This window comes from Microbacterium sp. MMO-35, from assembly GCF_037147555.1.
Lineage (GTDB): Bacteria > Actinomycetota > Actinomycetes > Actinomycetales > Microbacteriaceae > Microbacterium.
This window is the reverse complement of record NZ_JBBCVH010000008.1, coordinates 1-19,956: the sequence shown is the minus strand read 5'-3', so window position 1 is coordinate 19,956 and position 19,956 is coordinate 1. Positions and strand designations below refer to the sequence as shown.

16 protein-coding genes are annotated in these 19,956 nt (G+C 69.9%); 12 read left to right on the top strand and 4 right to left on the bottom strand.

Going from position 1 to position 19,956, the window contains the following annotated elements; all coding sequences use genetic code 11:
• Positions 1–302 precede the first annotated feature (302 nt).
• Together WFJ01_RS15180 and WFJ01_RS15175 are read right to left on the bottom strand one after the other, a co-directional pair.
• Positions 303–527, bottom strand: a complete 225-nt coding sequence (locus WFJ01_RS15180; protein ID WP_251438437.1) for an acyl-CoA carboxylase subunit epsilon — start codon at positions 525–527, stop codon at positions 303–305.
• Positions 524–2,113: an acyl-CoA carboxylase subunit beta gene (locus WFJ01_RS15175; protein WP_251438436.1), complete on the bottom strand. Its 1,590-nt coding sequence runs from the start codon at positions 2,111–2,113 to the stop codon at positions 524–526. The genes WFJ01_RS15180 and WFJ01_RS15175 overlap by 4 nt, the downstream gene beginning before the upstream one ends.
• 169 nt (positions 2,114–2,282) lie before the next feature.
• Between WFJ01_RS15175 and WFJ01_RS15170 the strand changes: the two genes are divergently transcribed.
• Together WFJ01_RS15170 and WFJ01_RS15165 are read left to right on the top strand one after the other, a co-directional pair.
• Entirely contained in the window at positions 2,283–3,050 is a 768-nt protein-coding gene (locus WFJ01_RS15170; RefSeq protein ID WP_336629527.1) for a biotin--[acetyl-CoA-carboxylase] ligase, read from the top strand.
• Between the two features lie 60 nt (positions 3,051–3,110).
• Positions 3,111–4,934 carry an ABC-F family ATP-binding cassette domain-containing protein gene (locus WFJ01_RS15165; RefSeq protein WP_336629526.1) on the top strand — a complete coding sequence of 608 codons (1,824 nt, stop codon included), beginning with the start codon at positions 3,111–3,113 and terminating at the stop codon, positions 4,932–4,934.
• Here WFJ01_RS15165 and WFJ01_RS15160 read toward each other — a convergent pair.
• A complete protein-coding gene (locus WFJ01_RS15160) occupies positions 4,915–5,886 on the bottom strand; it encodes an NAD(P)/FAD-dependent oxidoreductase (protein ID WP_336629525.1) in 972 nt (323 codons plus the stop codon). The genes WFJ01_RS15165 and WFJ01_RS15160 overlap by 20 nt on opposite strands.
• 69 nt (positions 5,887–5,955) lie before the next feature.
• Here WFJ01_RS15160 and WFJ01_RS15155 point away from each other — a divergent pair, with 69 nt between their 5' ends.
• The 3 genes from WFJ01_RS15155 (at position 5,956) to WFJ01_RS15145 (ending at position 9,116) form a co-directional block, all read left to right on the top strand.
• The gene (locus WFJ01_RS15155; RefSeq protein WP_336629524.1) at positions 5,956–6,516 is read left to right on the top strand and encodes a helix-turn-helix domain-containing protein; all 561 of its coding nucleotides are present in this window, start codon (positions 5,956–5,958) and stop codon (positions 6,514–6,516) included.
• Positions 6,517–6,556: 40 nt separating this feature from the next.
• A complete protein-coding gene (locus tag WFJ01_RS15150) occupies positions 6,557–7,186 on the top strand; it encodes a TetR/AcrR family transcriptional regulator (protein ID WP_292881516.1) in 630 nt (209 codons plus the stop codon).
• 553 nt (positions 7,187–7,739) lie between these two features.
• Entirely contained in the window at positions 7,740–9,116 is a 1,377-nt protein-coding gene (locus WFJ01_RS15145) for an NAD-dependent succinate-semialdehyde dehydrogenase (RefSeq protein ID WP_251438430.1), read from the top strand.
• Between the two features lie 93 nt (positions 9,117–9,209).
• Here the strand turns inward: WFJ01_RS15145 and WFJ01_RS15140 are convergent, their stop codons facing one another.
• On the bottom strand, positions 9,210–10,688 hold the full coding sequence (locus WFJ01_RS15140; RefSeq protein ID WP_336629523.1) for a PucR family transcriptional regulator: 1,479 nt from the start codon (positions 10,686–10,688) through the stop codon (positions 9,210–9,212).
• Positions 10,689–10,828: 140 nt separating this feature from the next.
• Between WFJ01_RS15140 and WFJ01_RS15135 the strand changes: the two genes are divergently transcribed.
• The 7 genes from WFJ01_RS15135 to WFJ01_RS15105 all read left to right on the top strand — a co-directional run bounded on the left by WFJ01_RS15135 (position 10,829) and on the right by WFJ01_RS15105 (position 19,792).
• Positions 10,829–11,941, top strand: a complete 1,113-nt coding sequence (locus tag WFJ01_RS15135) for an alcohol dehydrogenase catalytic domain-containing protein (protein ID WP_251438428.1) — start codon at positions 10,829–10,831, stop codon at positions 11,939–11,941.
• Between the two features lie 61 nt (positions 11,942–12,002).
• Positions 12,003–13,433 (top strand): APC family permease, encoded by a 1,431-nt coding sequence (locus WFJ01_RS15130; RefSeq protein ID WP_336629522.1) that lies wholly within the window; start codon positions 12,003–12,005, stop codon positions 13,431–13,433.
• A gap of 384 nt (positions 13,434–13,817) precedes the next feature.
• Positions 13,818–14,879, top strand: a complete 1,062-nt coding sequence (locus tag WFJ01_RS15125; protein ID WP_336629521.1) for a hypothetical protein — start codon at positions 13,818–13,820, stop codon at positions 14,877–14,879.
• Positions 14,880–14,910: 31 nt separating this feature from the next.
• The gene (locus WFJ01_RS15120; protein ID WP_336629520.1) at positions 14,911–16,452 is read left to right on the top strand and encodes a pyruvate carboxylase subunit B; all 1,542 of its coding nucleotides are present in this window, start codon (positions 14,911–14,913) and stop codon (positions 16,450–16,452) included.
• Positions 16,442–16,975, top strand: a complete 534-nt coding sequence (gene accB, locus WFJ01_RS15115; RefSeq protein WP_336629519.1) for an acetyl-CoA carboxylase biotin carboxyl carrier protein — start codon at positions 16,442–16,444, stop codon at positions 16,973–16,975. Before WFJ01_RS15120 ends, accB begins: the two co-directional genes overlap by 11 nt.
• Positions 16,976–17,045: 70 nt before the next feature.
• Entirely contained in the window at positions 17,046–18,407 is a 1,362-nt protein-coding gene (gene accC, locus WFJ01_RS15110) for an acetyl-CoA carboxylase biotin carboxylase subunit (protein WP_336629518.1), read from the top strand.
• Positions 18,404–19,792, top strand: coding sequence for an aminotransferase class III-fold pyridoxal phosphate-dependent enzyme (locus WFJ01_RS15105; RefSeq protein ID WP_336629517.1), 1,389 nt, complete (start codon positions 18,404–18,406; stop codon positions 19,790–19,792). The genes accC and WFJ01_RS15105 overlap by 4 nt, the downstream gene beginning before the upstream one ends.
• Positions 19,793–19,956 lie beyond the last annotated feature (164 nt).

Below are 19,956 nucleotides of genomic sequence, written 5' to 3'. Positions count from 1 at the left end.
GATCCGGGTCCGCGGGCGCAGAGCCCGAGAGGGGCGAGCGTGGGGCGGAGGGAGCCGGAGAAGAAGAAAGGGCGAGGGGCGGCGAAGCCGCACACCCCTCGCCAGTGCGGAACAGTTACCCGAAAACCGTCCGCAAAGACCGGAGATCGTCTACCTACCCTGTGGCAGAGATCCGGTCGAACGCGAAGCGTTGCAAGAAAGAGTCTTCCGGGTCGTCCCCAGGATGTCTGTAGGTATTTTGGGGGACAAATCCAGACGCGGGCGAAAATCCTGCGCGCGGACCCCCTCCGCGCGGGCTCCGCTCAGCCCGCGAAGCGTCCCCAGGGGATGTCGCGCCGGAGCGGCGCGCGCAGACCGCGCTGCGTGCGCCCCCAGGCGGAGACGGGCTTCTCGGCGGCCACCGCATCGGCCTCCTCCGCCACGAAGGCCTCGGAGAGCACGGCGATGAGCGCCGCGAGCTCCTCCTCGGTGGCGGAGCCGCGGAGCACCTGGATCTCGACCGCGTCGGCGGCGTCCTCGCCGCTCACAGCGGGATGTTCCCGTGCTTCTTCGGGGGCAGCTCGGCGCGCTTTCCGCGCAGGGCGCGCAGCGCCTTCGCGATGGAGACGCGGGTGTTCGCCGGCTCGATGATCCCGTCGATCTCGCCGCGCTCGGCGGCCAGGAACGGGCTGGTGACGTTGTAGGTGTACTCGTTCGCGAGGCGCGTGCGCACGGCGGCGACGTCCTCGCCGGCCTCCTCGGCGCGCTTGATCTCGCCGCGGTAGAGGATGTTCACCGCGCCCTGGCCGCCCATGACGGCGATCTCCGCGGTGGGCCAGGCGAGGTTCACGTCGGCGCCGAGCTGCTTGGATCCCATGACGATGTACGCGCCGCCGTAGGCCTTGCGCAGGATCACGGTCACCAGCGGCACCGTGGCCTCGGCGTAGGCGTAGATGAGCTTCGCGCCACGGCGGATCACGCCCGTCCACTCCTGGTCGGTGCCGGGGAGGTAGCCGGGCACGTCGACCAGCGTGACGATCGGGATGGAGAACGCGTCGCAGAAGCGGACGAAGCGGCTGGCCTTCTCGCCGGCCTCGATGTTCAGCGTTCCCGCCATCTGCGACGGCTGGTTGGCGATGATGCCGACCGAGCGTCCCTCGACCCGGCCGAAGCCGATCACGATGTTGGGCGCGAACAGCGGCTGCACCTCGAGGAACTCCGCGCCGTCGACGACGCGCTCGATGACGGTGTGGATGTCATAGGGCTGGTTCGCCGAGTCCGGGATGAGGGTGTTCAGCGTGCGGTCGGCGTCCGTGGTCTCGAACTCGAAGTCGCTGGAGTAGGTGGGCAGCTCCGCCATGTTGTTGTCCGGCAGGAAGCCGAGCAGGGTGCGGGCGTAGTCGATCGCGTCGTCCTCGTCCTCGGCGAGGTAGTGCGCGACGCCCGAGCGGGTGTTGTGCGTGTAGGCGCCGCCGAGCTCCTCCATCCCCACGTCCTCGCCGGTGACGGTCTTGATGACGTCGGGGCCGGTCACGAACATCTGGCTGGTCTTGTCGACCATGATCACGAAGTCGGTGAGCGCCGGGCCGTACACGGCACCGCCGGCAGCGGGCCCCATGATGATCGAGATCTGCGGGATGACGCCCGACGAGCGGGTGTTCGCGCGGAAGATCTCGCCGTACTTGCTGAGCGCGAGCACGCCCTCCTGGATGCGGGCGCCGCCCGAGTCGAGGATTCCGATGATGGGCACGCCGCTGCGCAGGGCGAACTCCATGATCTTGATGATCTTGTCGCCGGAGACCTCGCCGAGCGAGCCTCCGAACGTCGTGAAGTCCTGCGAGTACACGGCGACCGTGCGGCCGTTGATGGTGCCGACGCCCGTGACGACCGAGTCGCCGTAGGGGCGGTTCTTGTCCATCCCGAAGGCGGTGGTGCGGTGACGCACGTACTCGTCGAACTCGACGAAGCTGCCCGGATCCACCAGCAGCTCGATGCGCTCGCGGGCGGTCATCTTGCCCTTGGCGTGCTGCTTCTCCTTGGCCTTCGCCTCGGCCGAGACGACGGCCTCGTCGTAGCGGCGGCGGAGGTCGGCGATCTTGCCGGCGGTCGTGTAGAGGTCAGGCGTGTCCGTCACGGTTCCCACATTAGCGCCGGGGCCTCGGCGTCCGTTGGATGAGAGGCACAACTCCGGGGCGGGATCCTCTGTACGGACCCTCCGATACTCGAGTCGTCTCCCTGAGCACGACCGATAGGCCGTGCTCAGGGAGACGACTCGAGTATCGAGCGCTCGGTAGGGTGACCGCATGAGCTTCCCGCACAGCACGGCCGCCGCGGCGCGGCTCGACGTCGTCGCGTCCACCGGGTCCACGAACGCCGACCTGCGTGCGCACGCGGGCGACGCGGAGGGGTGGCCGCACCTGTCGGCGATCCTCACCGAGGACCAGGTCGCCGGGCGCGGGCGGCTCGACCGGATCTGGACGGCACCGGCGGGATCCGCGCTGGCGCTGTCGGTGCTGCTGCGGGTGCCGCGGGTCCCCCTCGTCGAGCGCGGCTGGATCCCGCTCGCGGCGGGTCTCGCCATGGCCGATGCGATCGCCGCGCAGCTGCCCGAACGGAGCGTGGGCGTGAAGTGGCCGAACGACGTCCTGGTGGGCGATCGCAAGATCTGCGGCATCCTCGCGGAGGCCACCGGGGCCGACGTCGTGATCGTCGGATCCGGCGTGAACACGGCGATGACGGCCGAGCAGCTCCCCGTGGAGACCGCCACCTCGTTCGCCGTCGAGGGCGGGCAGGCCGATCTCGATCTGCTCGTCGCCGGCTATCTGGCGCGGCTGGACGGATGGATCGAAGCGCTCTCGGAGCACGGCTCCGCCGTCGCGAGCGGTCTGCGCGACGCCGTCGCCGCGCGCTGCGACACGCTCGGCCGCACCGTGCGGGTGCTGCTTCCCGGGGGCGCCGAACTGATCGGCGAGGCGACCGGGCTCGGCGCGGACGGCTGCCTGATCGTGTCCGCGGACGGAACGGAGCACCGCATCGCCGCGGGTGACATCGTGCACCTGCGCCTCGCCTGAGCAGAGCGCGCCCGCCGGCTCGGCGGCTTCCGGGGCGGCCCGACTACCCTGGAAGCCGACATGGCACATCTTCTCGGGGCCGAAGGCCTCCACCTCGAGTTCCCCACCCGCATCGTCTTCGACTCCGTGACCCTCGGCATCGAGGAGGGCGACCGGATCGGCATCGTCGGTCGCAACGGCGACGGCAAGTCGAGCCTCCTCGCGATGCTCGCGGGGCGGCTGGACCCCGATGCGGGGCGGGTGACCGTCCGCGGCGGCACCACGATCGGGGTGCTCGACCAGGCCGACGTGCTCGACGACGCCCTCACAGTCGGCGCGGCGATCGTCGGCGACACCCCCGAGCACGAGTGGGCGGGGGATCCGAAGGTCCGCGACGTGATCGACGGCCTCGTCAGCGACCTCGACTGGAACGCCTCCGTCGCCGATCTGTCCGGGGGGCAGCGCCGCCGCGTGGCGCTCGCGAAGCTGCTCGCCGGCGACTGGGACATCATCGCGCTGGACGAGCCCACCAACCACCTCGACGTCGAGGCGATCGGCTGGCTCGCCGAGCACCTGAAGCGGCGCTGGCCGGCGAGTCAGGGCGCGCTCATGGTCGTCACGCACGACCGCTGGTTCCTGGACGAGGTGTGCACGGAGACCTGGGAGGTGCACGACCGGATCGTCGAGCCCTTCGAGGGCGGGTACGCCGCCTACATCCTGCAGCGCGTCGAGCGCGACCGGATGGCGGCGGCGAGCGAGGCGAAGCGCCAGAACCTCGCCCGCAAGGAGCTCGCCTGGCTGCGCCGCGGCGCTCCCGCCCGCACCTCGAAGCCCAAGTTCCGCATCGACGCCGCGAACGAGCTCATCTCCGACGTGCCCGAGATCCGCGACCGCATCGCGCTGCAGTCGCTCGCCGTCTCGCGGCTCGGCAAGGACGTCGTGGACCTCATCGACGCCGGCGTGACCTTCCCCGCGACCGGATCCGCCCCGGAGCGCGAGGTGCTGCGCGACGTGGAATGGCGGATCGCGCCGGGCGAGCGCACCGGCATCCTCGGCGTCAACGGCGCCGGCAAGTCGACGCTGCTGAGCCTCGTCGCAGGCAGCCTGGCGCCGACGAGCGGCAGGGTCAAGCACGGCAAGACCGTGCAGGTGCGCACGCTGACCCAGCGGCTCGACGAGCTGCAGGACGTCTGGGACGAACCCGTGCGGGTCGTGATCGGGCGCCTGCGCACGACGTACACGTTCGGCACCGGGTCCAAGGCCGCAGAGCTCACCCCGGGACAGCTGCTGGAGCGCCTCGGATTCTCCTCGGCGCAGCTGTCCACCCCGGTCAAGGACCTCTCCGGAGGTCAGCAGCGCCGCCTGCAGCTCCTGCTCGTGCTGCTGGATCAGCCCAACGTGATGATCCTCGACGAGCCCACGAACGACATGGACACCGACATGCTCGCCGCGATCGAGGACCTCCTCGACTCCTGGCCGGGGACGCTCCTCGCGGTGAGCCACGACCGGTACTTCCTGGAGCGCGTCACCGATCAGCAGTACGCGATCCTGGACCGTCGCCTGCGGCACCTGCCCGGCGGCGTGGACGAGTACCTGCGGCTGCGGGCGCTCGAGCAGAGCCACCCGAAGGAGACGGGAGCGGGATCCGGATCCGTCTCCGCCCCGACTGCCGAGCCGGCGCTGAGCGGCGCCGACCGCCGTGCCGCGGAGAAGGAGGTCACCGCGCTCGAACGTCGCATGCAGAAGCTGGCGGCGCAGATCGACACGGCCAAGCACGCCCTCGCCGACCACGACCAGTCCGACTATGCGGGCCTCGGCGAGAAGATGAAGGAGATCTCGGCGCAGGAGGCGGAGGTCGAGGAACTCGAGCTGCGCTGGTTCGAGCTCACCGAGCAGCTGGGCTGAGCCGGGCCTCGTCCGCGAGCCGGAAGTCCTCCTCGACGAGCACCCCGTTGACTGCGGCCCCGGCCATCGCGCCCGCGCCGATCGCCATCGGGACCGTCGACATGGGGTTCACGACATTGCCCGCCGCCCAGATGCGCGCGTGCGACGTCCTCCCGGTCGCGTCCACCTCGAGGAAGGATCCGAGCCCCGACGGGAACTCCACGCGGGCGAGCCCGAGGTCGCCCAGGAATCCGTCGTGCGGCACCGGCCGGCCGCCGGTGAACACCGCGTCGACGGAGTGCTCCACGCCGTCGGCGGTGCGGATCGCCGAGACCGCGGTCCCGTCGCCGATCACCTCGACCGCCGGCGACGAGACGATCTCCACGCCGCGGGAGCGCAGCAGGCGCTCCTCCTCGGTGTCGAGCGCGCCGAGCCCGGCCGAGAAGAGGACGACCTGGTCGCTCCATTGCCGCACCATCTTCGCCTGATGCAGGGACGCGGGCGAGCTGGCGAGCACGGCAAGACGACGGTCGCGCACCTCCCAGCCGTGGCAGTACGGGCAGTGCAGCACGCTCGTGCCCCAGCGCTCTGCGAGCCCGGGGATCGCGGCGAGGTCGTCGCTGATCCCGCTGGCGACCACGATCGCGCGGGTGCTCTCCTCGCTGCCGTCGTCGAGGACGACCGTGAGGCGGTCTCTGTCCTCGCTCACCATGGCCACCGTGGCCTCGCGGAACACGACGCCGTAGGCCCCGGCCTCCGCCCTGCCGCGCCGCACGAGATCCAGCGGGGGAGTCCCCTCGTTGCCGAGGACGCCGTGCATGTGCGCCGCGAAGCGGTTGCGGGGCTCGCCGGCATCGACGACCAGCGTGCGGCGTCTCGCCCGTCCGAGCAGGAGGGCGGCGGAGAGGCCGGCCGCTCCGCCGCCGATGACGATCGCATCCCAGGACGAGGAGGGGGAGTTCAGCGTTTCCATGGCTCCAGTCCACGGGTAGGATCACAGAAGTGCAAGTGACTTTGCAGATTCAGCAAGAGAGGGAGCGCCATGGACGACGAGCTCGCGCAGGTGGGACCGCGGCTGCGGGCGGCTCGCCGTGCTCGCGGCTGGACGCTCGACGAGCTGGCGGAGAAGGCCGAGATGTCGGCCAGCACGCTGTCCCGCCTGGAGTCGGGAAAACGCCAGGCGAGTCTGGAGCTGCTGCTGCCGCTGACCCGGCGCCTGGGCATCCGGCTCGACGACCTCCTGCCCGATGAGGCCCCGGACCCTCGCATCCGCCGCTCGGAGATCCGCCGCGACGGACTCGTCATCGTCCCGCTCTCACCGGAGGGGTCTCCCGTGCACACCTACCGGATCACCTACCCGCCGGCGGGCCGGCTCCCTGCGCTGCGCGTGCACGACGGCTACGAGTGGCTCTCCGTGATCTCGGGACGGCTGCGTCTCCGGCTCGGCGCGCAGGATCTCATCCTCGGTCGCGGGGAGGCCGCCGAGTTCGACACCCGCACGCCGCATGCGATGTCCGCGGCAGGCGGGCGTCCGGCCCAGATCATCAGCATCTTCAACGACGAAGGCGTGCGGATGCACACGCACGTCGCCGATCCCGCATGATCCCCTCGGCGGCTCGCGCCTCGCTCGGTATCCTGAGGCCATGAACCCGGGAGCGGCGGCGGACGCGACACGGGCGAAGCTCCTGGTCGCCGCAGCCGAGGAGATCGTCGCACGCGGCTACACCGCGGCGTCGCTGTCCCGGACGGCGGAGCGGATCGGACTCACGAAGGGCGCGTTCAGTCGCCACTTCCCGACGAAGGACGACCTCGTCGAGGCGATCATCGCCGAAGCCGTGCGCCGGGGGCCCGGAATCCTCCGCGCCGCGCAGGACGCGTTCCCCGCGAGTTCCATCCGCGCCTGCATCTTCGCGATCGGCGGGATCTCCGCGGCCTGGCGCACCGACCCCGTTTTCGCCGCGGCGGTCCTTCTCGCGCAGGACCCGGCGATCGATGCTCGCCGGGTCGTGCCGCTGCGTCGCATGGTCGCGGACGTGCTGCGCGCCCCCCTGACCGCAGCGGTTCGGGAGGAGGGGTGCCCCCTCGTCTGTCCCGTCGAGGAGGCGGTGCAGTTCCTCGTCGTGCTGCTGACGGGGTTCCTCTCCTCGGCACGGTTCACCGAGGATTTCGGACCTCAACGCGAACTTCTCTTCGTGCAGGCCGCGCTCACCGGGATCGGGATCCCGGATTCCGGCGAGGTCGTGGCGGATGTGATCCGGCGTCTCGGAGCCTGAGCCTGCGTCCCCGCTCGATCCGTGCGCGCCGCCGTGCTAGCCTCGCTCGCGGGGAAGTGTAGACGATCGTCTACGCGCTGGGGACTGCAGCCCGTCGCCGTCGATGCGGGTATCGACGGCGACGGGCTCACGGTTCGCGGGTCATCGGACGGGCGGTCCGGGGGCTGCGCTCCTGCCTCGCTGCGCCCCTGGAGTACGCGCGGCTGATCTTCCGGATCCCGCCGAGGCCGGGTCAGAGTATGGCGCGTCGGGCGCGGCGGCGGCCGTCAGGAGCGCGACCGCCTGTCCGGGGGCAGGCTGATCGGCCGAAGCGACGCGTGCCCCGCCAGGCCGCACACGCCGCTCCGCGGACCTGGCGGCCGTGATCCGCGCCACCACCCTCCGCATCGAGTAGCGCTTCCTCTGTCGGTGCACATCGCCTAGACTTCGTTATGCGAAGCAGATTCCGCATAGCGAAGAGTCGATGTCGACGATCGTGCGTCCCTCGGCGCGGAGTCTGCGCCGGGCCCCGAGCCGGCCCGAGAGCGGACCCGAGGAAGACAGGAGCAGAACCATGGCGAAGTACCGAGTTCAGAACCCCGCGACGGGCGAGATCATCGAGTCGTTCGAGTCGGCGAGCGATGGGCAGATCGAGCAGCAGCTCGCCGCTGCCGACGCGGCCTATCGAGAATGGCGTGATCGCAGCGTCCAGGACCGCGCGGGGATCGTGCGGCGCATCGCGGAGATCTTCACCGAGCGGCGGGAGGAGCTGGCGCGTGCGATCTCGCTCGAGATGGGCAAGTCGACGGACCTGGCGCTCGAGGAGGTCGACTTCGCCGCATCGATCATCGACTACTACGGGGTGCACGGGCCCGGGCTCATCACCGATTACGAGATCCCGAGCTCGGTTCCCGGCAAGGCCGTCATCGAGCATCTGCCGATCGGCGCGCTGCTCGGCGTCATGCCGTGGAACTTCCCCTACTACCAGGTGGCCCGCTTCGCAGCGCCGAACCTGGTACTCGGCAATACCATCCTGCTCAAGCACGCGGACATCTGCACCCGGTCCAACCTGCTGATCCAGGAGATCATGGAGGCCGCGGGAGTGCCGATCGGGGGGTATCAGGCGCTGTTCGCCTCGCACGAGCAGATCGCGACGATCATCGCGGATCCCCGTGTGCAGGGCGTTTCCCTGACCGGTTCCGAAGGAGCGGGGGCGATCATCGGCGCCCAGGCGGGCGCGAACCTGAAGAAGTGCGTGCTCGAGCTCGGCGGCATCGACCCGATGGTCGTGCTCGATTCCGACGATGTGCCGGGGATCGCCCGGACGGCGTGGGAGAACCGCATCTACAACGGTGGTCAGGTCTGCAACTCGAACAAGCGGCTCATCGTCATGGACGACATCTACGACGAGTTCGTCGCCGAGCTGATCTCGCTCGCCGAAGGCCTGAAGCCCGGTGACCAGCTGGACCTGGGGGCGGGGGAGTACACGCCGCTGTCCACCCGGGCCGCAGCAGAGACGGTGGACGCCCAGGTGAAGAAGGCGATTTCCGAGGGTGCCCGCCTGCTCGCCGGCGGCGTGCTGTCGGATGGTCCCGGCGCGTACTACTCGCCCGCGGTGCTCGTCGATGTGCCGCGTGACTCCGACTCCTACCGCGAGGAGGTCTTCGGGCCGGTGGCCACCGTGTACCGGGTGCACAGCGACGAGGAGGCACTGGACCTCGCGAACGACTGTGCGCTCGGCCTGGGCGGCTCGGTGTTCTCGACCGACGAGGCCCGTGCCGCCCGCGTGGCCTCGAAACTCGAGGTCGGCATGGCCCACGTCAACATCATCGCGGCGGAGGGGGCCGACATCCCGTTCGGCGGGGTCAAGCGCTCCGGTTTCGGACGAGAGATGGGGCCGGTCGGCATCGGCGAGTTCGCGAACAAGCGGCTCTACTTCGTCGCCGAGTAGCCGTCCCTCCCGGCTCCACGGCCGCTCGCGCACCGGCGGGCCCTGGTGCGCCCCGCACGCATCGGGGCTCGCCGGGGTCCGCCGGTCCCCGGTTCACGGCGTGGAGAGCCCGAGTGCGCGCAGCGCGAGCCAGGCTGCCGCGCGGTCGTCGGCGCGGTCCAGGGACAGCCCGGTCAGCTCCTCGATCCTCCGCACGCGCGAGGTCAGCGTCTGGCGATGGATGCCGAGCCGTGACGCGGTGGCGCGTTGCGCGCCGTGCTCTGCGAGGAAGACGCGCAGCGTGTCGGTCAGGACTCCATGGGCGCCGTCAGGTTCGCGGAGCCCGTCGAGCACGGCCGCCAGCTGTGCCGAGGACTCGTCGCCCATCGCGTCCAGCACGAGCTCGACCGTGGGCAGCTCCGAATAGCGTAGGACCGTCTGTCCGTCCTCGATCGCCGTGTCAAGGGCCTGCTTCGCCTGCAGCGCGCTGCGCCGGAGGAGCTCGACCGACGCGGGGAGCCCGAGCCCCAGGTGCGCGCGGCCGCTTCCGAGCGGGGTGAACGCCTGGACGCGGGCCGCGAGCTCGTCCGCCAGGGCATCCGGGACGAACCCGCGAACCCGGCCGCCGCCGCCGACGAAGATGTGCTCGGCGCCCAGTTCGTCGAGCCAGCGCACGGCGAGGCGCTCGAGATCGATCGTGCGGGTCCGGGTCCCCAGGTGGAAGGCGGTGAGGCCCGCCTCGTGCACGCCCCACCGGCGCAGCAGTCGCCCGGCCTCGCTCCCGCCCGCGAGCAGCACTCCCATCAGCGCCTCGCGCCCCAGCCGCTCCGTCAGCGAAGGGTCGCGCGTGCGCAGCACCAGGTCGAAGAGCGCCGCCGACTGCGATGCGAGATCGCGATTGCGGCTGGTCACGCTGGAACGGGAGGCGATGACGAGGTAGCCGGTGAGATCCCGGTCGGATCCGACCTGGTGCACCTGCAGCCCCGGATGCCGCACGCGCACCGGGCGGCCGAGGGCGACCGCTGTCGCATCGTCGATGTGCAGACGGCCCGCTCCTGCGCTCGTGATCATCTGGCCGTGCGCGTCGAGGAGGACCGCCCATCCGTCGATGCGATGCGCGAGCTCGGCGATCACCGCGGGGGCGCCACCGCGTCGGGCGACCTGGGTGAGCACCTTGGTGCCGGCCGTCACCAGCCGGTCGGAAGCGGCCTGGTCATCGGAGAGGATCGCGGACAGCTGGGCGTGAAGCGCGGCGGGAGGCACCGTCCCCGCAGCGGTCTCGGGCTCGCCGGGGAGTTGCGCGCCCAGGATCGCCGTCATGCGGTTCTCCGTGAGCGCGGCGCGCAGCCGTGCACTGTCGTCGTCGGTGACGAACACACCGCGCACGGTGGTCTCCGATGTCGGCGAGCCGGGGGCGAGGCGATCGTGCAGCTCGTCCGTCCCGCCGGTCAGCAGCGTCGCGAAGTTCCGATTCGCGACGACCACGTACTCGCTCAGTCGGGCCAGGCCGTCGATCGGAGTGTGCCCCGGCAACTGCCCGACGATGAGGGTCCCGCGCACCGCACGAGCGACGGTCTGGATGTCGAGCGCCATGACGTGACTGTACCAAGTGTCCGTGAGCGAATCGAGATATCGACGATTGGCACAGTGACAGAGCGGCACGCGGCTCTCTAGCATCGCCGTAGTTCTGATGCGCGCGGCTCTCGTGTGCGGCATTCAAAGGAGAAGAAGCCATGAAGGCAGTCGTGTTCCGTGACACGCAGACCCCGGTCGTGCTCACCGATGTGGAGCTCGCGGCCCCCAAGGCGGGAGAGGTGCGCGTCAAGATCGCCGCCGCCGGCGTGTGCCATTCCGACCTGCACGTGCGTCAGGGCGACTGGGACGCCGCGGTGCCGATGGTGATGGGCCACGAAGGCTCCGGCACGGTCGTGGAGCTGGGCGAGGGCGTGACCTCGCTCGCCGTCGGCGACCACGTCGTGCTCAGCTGGGTGCCGCCGTGCGGCGAGTGCCGCTACTGCCTGCAGGGGCACGAGGCGCGCTGCCAGAAGGTCGCGACCCTGGTCGCCCCGAACGGCGTGCTCTTCGACGGCACGTCGCGGATGAGCCGGACCGACGAGCACGGCGAGAGGGAGACGCTGCACCACTACCTCGGCGTCTCCTCGTTCGCCGAAGAGGTCGTCGTGCCCGCCTCCGGCGCGATCAAGGTGCGCGACGATGCGCCGCTCGACGTGATCTCCGTGGTGGGCTGCGCGGTCGCCACGGGAGTCGGCGCCGTGACCAACACCGCCGCTGTGGAGCCCGGATCCACCGTCGCCGTGATCGGCTGCGGCGGGGTCGGCCTGAACGTGGTGCAGGGCGCGAAGCTCGCCGGTGCCGAGCGCATCATCGCGATCGACGTCGTGCCGGAGAAGACCGCGATGGCCCTGCAGTTCGGTGCGACCGACCGCATCGACGCCTCGAAGGGCGACTCCGTCGAGCAACTGTTCGCGCTGATCCCGGACGGCGTCGACTACGCCTTCGACGCGATCGGGCGCACCTTCACGACCGAGCAGGCGATCCGCATGCTCGGTCTCGGCGGGGCCGCCGTGATCGTGGGGTTGCCTCCCACGGGTGCCACGGCGTCGTTCGAGCCGCTGGCGCTCGCCGAGGCCGACCAGCGCATCCTCGGCTCGAACTACGGCTCGGTGCGCCCGTCCATCGACATCCCCGCGCTGGTCGACCGCTACATGGACGGCCAGCTCAAGCTCGACCCGCTCATCTCGGGCCGCCGGCCCCTGAGCGAGGCCGCCGAAGCCTTGGACGACCTCGAAGCGGGCGGCGTGCTGCGCACGCTGCTCATCCCCTGATCGCACCCGACGCGATCAGCGTGTACCCGACACACCCGATCTGCTCGAAGGAGAGCGCACGATGACCCTGACAGAGAAGCAATCCACGCACGTCGACGCCGGGCTGCGTCGCGGCGTGATGGGGGGAGCCGAACTCGGCGCCCAGGCCATCGCCAACATCGCCCCGAGCGCGGTCCTCGCCTTCACGGCCGCCGCGATCTTCGTCAGCGCGGGCAACGGCACCCTGCTGTCGCTCCTGCTCGCGACGATCGTGATCCTCAGCGTCGGCTGGTGCGTCGCGGTCTTCGCGCGCAAGAACGCGTCGGCCGGCTCGATCTACACCTATGTGTCGAAGTCCCTCGGACCGACGGCCGCGTACATCGCCGGGCTGGCGCTGATCATCGGCTGCTGGGGCGTCACCGCGGGTTCGCTCGGCGGCGGGGTGTCCTACGCCTCCGACCTGCTGCACGCGTTCGGCATCCCGACCGCCGGGGTGATCGGCTTCATCGTGCTGACCGTGGTGCTCGGCGTCGTCACGACCTTCTTCACCATCCAGGGGATCCAGATCTCCGCACGCGTCTCGTTCGTGCTCGAGATCGCGTCGGTCCTCATCATCCTGACGCTGTTCATCACGTCGCTCGTCGTGAGCGGCCCTGCTGCATGGGATCCGAAGCAGTTCACGTTCGACGGCGCACCGCCGCAGGGGGTCGCCGCGGGTATGGTGCTGGGCGTCCTCGGCTTCGCGGGATTCTCGTCGGCCGACGCGCTCGGGCGTGAGGCCAAGAACCCGTACAAGACCATTCCCCGCGTGATCATGTGGAGCGTCGTCGGAATCGGCCTGATCTACCTCTTCGGCGCATACACGCAGATCGCCGTCCTCGGAGACAAGCTCGCGACGTCGGCGAACCCGCTGCAGGACATCGCCGACAAGATCGGGATGCCCGGCTGGTACACGATGTTCCTGCTGTTCGGCGTCGCGGCCTCGTTCTCCGCAGTGTGCATCGCCGCGCTGAACGTGCTCGGACGGATCGTCTACGTGATGGGGAAGGAGGGCGTGGTGCACGAGAGCCTGGGCCGCACGCACAGGAAGCATCTCACCCCGCACCGGGTGCTGATCTTCGGCGGAGCCCTCTCGGTCGTCGTCAACATCATCCTGCTCCTCGCGGGAGGGCACCCGATGGAGATCGTGGTGTGGCTCGACACCTACGGCGTGTACGGCTACATGGTCGCCTATGCGCTCGTGGCCTTCGCCTGTGCGGTGTACGTGCGGAAGATGGGGATGCCGCGCGCGCTCGTCACGGTGTGCGCGACGATCTCCGTGCTGGCCATGACCTACATCTTCTTCGCCAACGTCTGGCCGGTGCCGGCGTTCCCGCTGAACCTGCTTCCGTACCTCTTCGCGGCGACGATGCTCGTCGGCATCGGCTGGTTCATCCACGTCCGCAGGACCCGACCCGAGGTCCTGAGCCGGATCGGCAACACCGAGACCGACTCGCTCAGCGGCATCGGCTGAGCACGGCCGAACAGCGAGCGCCGGGGCATCCGAACAGGGATGCCCCGGCGCTCGCTGCGTTGCGGGCCGGAGCCGCCCGTGATGGTGGGCGAGCAGCGTCGTCTGCACTGATCGCCGAAGATAATTCGGCGTGCGCGTCCGGTGCGGTGCCCGAAGCGAAGAATCTTCGACACCGGGAGCAAGATACAAAGAATCCACGTGATATTGCTGCTTCTGAAGAATTTTCTGACAGCTCTCGTAGCATTTAGTCAAGAAAGATTCGACTCACTGCTGAGTGCGGATCCTCGTCGGCCGACCTGAGGCCGGCCCAGTCCCGAACGCCCCGAAGCGGCCTGACAGCGCTGCTCCGCGCCGTCTTCCCGAACCCTCTGCGAAGGAGCATCCGTGTACGCCGAAGACACCCCGAAGGTCCTGCTCGTCGGTCTGGGCGCGGTCGGCCGCGCCGTGGGCGTCCGCCTCGCGGCGGGATCCCGCTGCGAGGTCGTCGGGGCGATCGATCCGGCGCCGGGCCTCGCGGGCACGCGTCTCGACGCGATCATCCCCGGTGCCGTCCCGGAGGCGCGCATCACGGCGGCGATCGCGGATGCCGCGGATGCGGACATCGCGTTCGTGGCGACCACCTCGTTCATCGATCAGGTCGAGCCCCTCATCAACGCCCTCCTGGATCGCGGGATGAACGTCGTCAGCATCTGCGAGGAGCTCGGGTTCGGGTTCTTCGACCACGAGCCCGTCGCCCGCCGGATCGACGAGCGTGCGCGGGACGCCGGTCTCACGGTCCTCGGAACCGGCTGCAACCCCGGCATCCTCCTGGACACGCTCCCACTGCTGCTGAGCAGCCTCACCCTGGACGTGGCCCGGGTGGCGATGCGACGCACGGCCGAGATGTCCGGATACGGCGGCATCCTCTCCAAGTTCGGGTTCGGCCTCACCGCCGTGCAGTTCGCCGCGGAACGCGACGCAGGTCGCGTGATCGGACACGTCGGCTTCCGCGAGTCGGTCGCGGCGCTCGCCGACGGGCTCGGCTGGGAGCTGGACGAGATCGTCGTCGACGACCCCGCGCCCGTGCTCCTCGCCGAGAGCGCGCGCGAGGCGACGCACGTGACCCTGGAGGCGGGCACGGTCGCCGTGATCCGGCACGCGGCACGCGGCGTGATCGACGGCGAGACCGTGATCGAGGCTGTCATCGACTTCGGGATCTTCCGCGACGGGGACCCGTTCCCGGAGGGCGGTGCATGGCGCATCGAGAGCGCCGGGCAGACGCTCGAGTTCACCGCCGGACAGATCGACAGCTATGCCTCGACCGTGGCGGTCGCCGCCAATGCGATCCCCCGAGTCCCCGGCGCCGCGCCCGGCCTGCTGACCATGGCGGACATCCCGGTGAGGAGGTTCGCGGCCCGTGCGAACGCCGCGGACCACAGCATTCCCGCGCCCGCCGCGGCGCGATGACCGAACAGCACGAGTGGAGAGGAGCGAGCGGATGACCCAGAGCACACCGGTCAACATCGCCGAGCTGATGAGCAGGGGCGGAAGGCCCCCGGGGAGCAGGCGCGAGGTGAAGATCATCGACACCACGCTGCGCGATGGCCACCAGAGCCTGTGGGCCACGCGTATGCGCACCGCGCACATGCTCGAGATGATCGAGGAGTTCGACGCGGCGGGCTTCGAGCACGTGGATCTGGTCGCACCGATCCAATTCGACGTCTCGGTCCGCTACCTCAAGGAGGATCCCTGGGAGCGCGTCCGGCTCATGCACAAGCACGCGCCGAACACGACGTTCCGCGCACTGATCCGGTCGAAGAACCTGGCCACCTTCGACTTCCTTCCAGACGACGTGATCGCCGCCTGGGTCGACCGCCTCGTCGCGAACGGCTTCCGCGAGATCGGCGCGTTCGACGGGCTCAACGACGTCGACAACATCGCGGCCTCCCTCCTGCGCGCCAAGAGCCTCGGCGCCGAGACCTTCGGTGCGGTGTCGTTCTGCGAGTCACCCGTGCACACGGACGAGCTGTTCGTCGCCAAGGCGCAGGAGCTGATCGAGAAGGCCGATGTCGATCGCATCATGCTCAAGGACGCGGGAGGGCTGCTGACGCCGGACCGGATCCGCACGCTCGTCCCCGCGCTGAAGGCGGTGATCGGGGACCGCCCCCTCGAGGTGCACACCCATAGCCTCACCGGCCTCGCGCCCCTTGTCTGCCTCGAGGCGGTCGAACTGGGTGCGGACTCGCTGCACACCTCGATCTACCCGCTCGCGACCGGCAACGCGCAGCCCTCCACCCAGGGCACCGTGCGCGATCTGCGCGCGCTCGGCTACACCGTGAACGTCGATGACGAGCGCATCGCCGGGATCAGCAGGACGCTGACCCGGATCGCCGAGGGAGAGGGCAAGCCGATCGGCGCGCCGGCCGAGTACACCGGCATGCACTACATGCATCAGACTCCGGGCGGAATGCTCTCGAACTTCCAGTCGCAGCTCGAGGCGGCGGGTCTCGCCGACCGTTTCGACGAGCTGATGCTCGAGGTCGCGCGGGTGCGGGCCGAGCTGGCCTACCCGATCATGATCACGCCGTTCGCCCAGCACGTGGGCACGCAGGCCGTGATGAACGTGATGAGCGGGGAGCGCTACAAGGTCGTGCCGAACGAGGTGAAGAAGTACGCCCTCGGCTACTACGGCAAGCCGCTCGCGCCCCTCGATCCGGAGGCGCTCGAGAAGATCCTGGCGAACGGCGCATCCAACATCGCGGAGGAGCCGGCGCCGATCCCGCCGATGATGCCGTCGCTGCAGGAGCGCTACCCGGACGAGGACATCGACACCTGGCTGCTGCGCGCGCAGTTCGCCGGAACGCAGGTGGACGACATGAAACGCGTGGTCGCGTCCGGCGGCGCGCCGTCGGAGAAGCGGATGCCGACGCTCGACCTCATCACCGCGCTGTACGACAGCACCTCGACGGGACGCCAGGTGCTCAAGAGCGGCGATCTGCGGATCGCCCTGGACAAAGGAGACAACGAAGATGGCCGATAACTCGCCCGACCTGAAAGAGCTCAAGGCGATCCTCGACTGGGTGAACGTCGCGGAGGACGTCCGCGAACTGTCGCTCACGTTCGGCGATGTGGAGCTGCACGTCTCGCGCAACAACGGCGCGAGCGTCCTCGCGCCGGCAGCACCCGCTCCGGTCGCTGCTCCCGCGGCGCCGGCAGCACGCGCTGCGGCCGCTGCTCCCGTCCCGGTGGCGCCCGCCGTGGCTGCTCCGGCAGCACCCGCGACGCCCGCAGCAGCCGAACCGGCGGCGCTCGCGGCCGACGAGGTGGTCGTCACCGCGCCCATGCTCGGGATGTTCTACGCCGCGCCGCAGCCCGGGGCGCCGGCGTTCGTCACGGCGGGGGACGCCGTCCAGCCCGACACGGTGCTGGGCATCGTCGAGGTGATGAAGCTCATGAACAACATCGAGGCCGGCGTCGCCGGAACGGTCGTCCGCGTGCTCGTGGAGAACGAGTCGCTCGTCGAGTACGGGCAGCCGCTGATCGTGATCCGCAAGAGCGCCTGAACAGGCTCCGACCGCACCCGGGCGGCCCGTCGAGGCCGCCCGGGCCCGAACCGCACGAGGGAGTGACCCCATGACACAGAAGCTTTCGAGCGTCCTGATCGCGAACCGCGGAGAGATCGCGCTGCGCGTGATCCGCGCCTGCAAGGAGCTCGGGATCCGCAGCATCCTCGCGCATTCCGAGGCGGATCGCGACTCGCTGCCCGTCCGGCTCGCCGACCAGGCGATCTGCATCGGACCCGCGTCGGTGAAGCTCAGCTATCGCGATTCGTCCGCGATCATCGCCGCCGCGCAGCTCACCGGTGCGGACGCGATCCATCCCGGCTACGGATTCCTCTCCGAGAACTCCGACTTCGTCGCGCTCTGCGAGGCCGAGGGCGTCGGCTTCGTCGGTCCCTCGGCGGAGGTCATCCGCCGGATGGGCGACAAGATCGAGGCCAAGAAGATCGCCCGCCGCGCCGGCGTCCCGACCGTCCCCGGCTCCGACGGCGCCATCGCCGACCCGGACGAGGCCTTCGCGGTCGCCGAGCAGGTCGGCTTCCCGCTGCTGATCAAGGCGGCGGCCGGCGGCGGCGGACGCGGGCTCCGCGTCGTCCAGACCGCGGACACCCTCGCGAGCGATCTCGCCGAGATCATGGCGGAGGCGGAGGTCGCCTTCGGGGATCCGTCGGTCTACATCGAGCGCTACCTCACCGACATCCGGCACATCGAGATCCAGGTGATCTCGGACGGCACGACCACGCTGCACCTCGGCGAACGCGACTGCACCGCGCAGCGCCGCAATCAGAAGCTCGTCGAGGAGGCTCCGTCGCCGGTGCTCGACGACGCCACCCGCCAAGGACTCGCTCAGGCGGCCGTCGCGCTGTGCCGCGAGGTGGGCTACGTCAACGCCGGCACCGTGGAGTTCGTCTACGACAACGGCACCGGCGAGTACTACTTCATCGAGATGAACACCCGGATCCAGGTCGAGCACCCCGTCACGGAGATGATCACCGGGATCGACCTGATCAAGCTGCAGCTCCTCATCGCCGGGGGACAGCCCCTGGAGATCGCTCAGGACGATGTGCAAATCCGAGGACACGCGATCGAGTGCCGTGTGAACGCCGAGGACGCGGACAACGGCTTCGCCCCTCGCCCCGGGACCATCCGCGAGTTCCGCGCCCCGGGCGGCTTCGGCGTCCGGCTGGACACGCATCTGGAGAGCGGTGCCACCATCCCGCCGTTCTACGACTCGATGGTCGGCAAGCTCATCTGCTGGGGCCGGGATCGGGACGAGGCGATCGCCAGGGCCCTGCGCGCCCTGCAGGAGATGCGGATCGAGGGGGTCGTCACGACCGCCCGATTCCACGAGGAGGTCCTGGACAGCCCGAGGTTCCGCAGCGGTGCGTTCAACACCGGCTACATCGCCGAGTTCATGGAGGAGCGACGGGCATGACCACGACGGACACCATTCACGCCGGACTCGCGCCGGCCGGATCCGCGGCGCTTCAGGGCGTTCCGCAGACGCGGCACCTCGCCACAGAGATCCCCGGCCCGCGTTCGCGCGCGCTGATGGAGGAGCGCCGGGCTCAGGTCTCGAACGGGATCGGGGCGCAGCTGCCGGTGTTCATCGAGCGCGCCGACGGGGGGATCCTCCTCGATCTCGACGGCAATCGGATCGTCGACCTCGCGTCGGGGCTGGGGCCGACGGCCCTCGGCGCCTCGAACGCGCGGGTGCGCGAGCGCATACGGACGCAGCTGGACCGTTTCACGCACACGTGCTTCATGACCACCGAGTACGAGAGTTACGTCGAGGTCTGCCGATGGCTCAACGAGCACACCCCCGGCGATCACGAGAAGCGCTCCGCACTGTTCACGACCGGCGCCGAGGCCAACGAGAACGCCGTGAAGATCGCGCGCTACGTGACCGGCCGGCGCAAGGTGCTCGCGTTCACCGGTGCGTATCACGGGCGCACCCACATGACGATGTCGCTGACGTCGAAGTCGCACCCGTACAAGACCGGATTCGGCCCGTTCTCGGAGGACGTGGTGCACGCGCCCGTGCCGACATCGCCGCGTGACGATGCCGGCTCCGTGGACTCGTTCCTGGAGCAGGTGCGCGCCGCTCTGGTCGAGAACGATGCCACCGCCTTCGCCGCGATCATCATCGAACCGATCCTCGGCGAGGCGGGGTGCCTGATCCCGCTGCCCGGTTTCCTCGCCGGGCTGCGCGAGATCGCCGACGAGTTCGGCATCCTGCTGATCGCGGACGAGGTGCAGAGCGGGATGGGGCGCACCGGGCGGATCTGGGCGATCGAGCACGAGGGCGTCGTGCCCGATCTGCTCGTCGCCGCGAAGGCGCTGGCCAACGGCATGCCGTTGAGCTCCGTGACCGGGCGCGCCGAGGTCATGAACGCCATCCACTCCGCCGGGCTCGGCGGGACGTACATCGGCAACCCGCTCTCGTGCGAGGCGGCGCTCGCCGTCTTCGAGCAGATCGACTCGGACGGCGTCCTGGAGCGGGCGACCGCGCTCGGCGAGATCGCGCTCGAGATGCTGCGTCCCCTCGTGGGCGCGGGCAACGGCGTGATCGACGTGCGCACCCGCGGCGCCATGATCGGCATCGAGTTCGGCGACGAGGACACTCTGGTTCCCTCGTCCGAGCGGGCCAAGGCCGTCACGCGCTACTGCCACGCCCACGGCGTGCTCGCGCTCACCAACGGAGTGCACGAGAACGTCATCCGGCTGCTGCCGCCCATCGTCATCGAGCCCGACCTCTTCCGGGACGGCATCCAGGTGATCATCGACGGGATCCGCAGCCTCGAAGGACCCGGGTCCTGACGGACTCCGTGAGCGAGACATCGAGGGAGATGCTCATGAGTGACAGACGGCCTGCGATCAGATTGACCGGACTCACGCGTGCGTTCGGGTCTGTGACTGCTGTGGATGGTGTGGATCTGGAGATCGCGGAGGGGGAGTTCTTCTCGATGCTGGGTCCTTCGGGG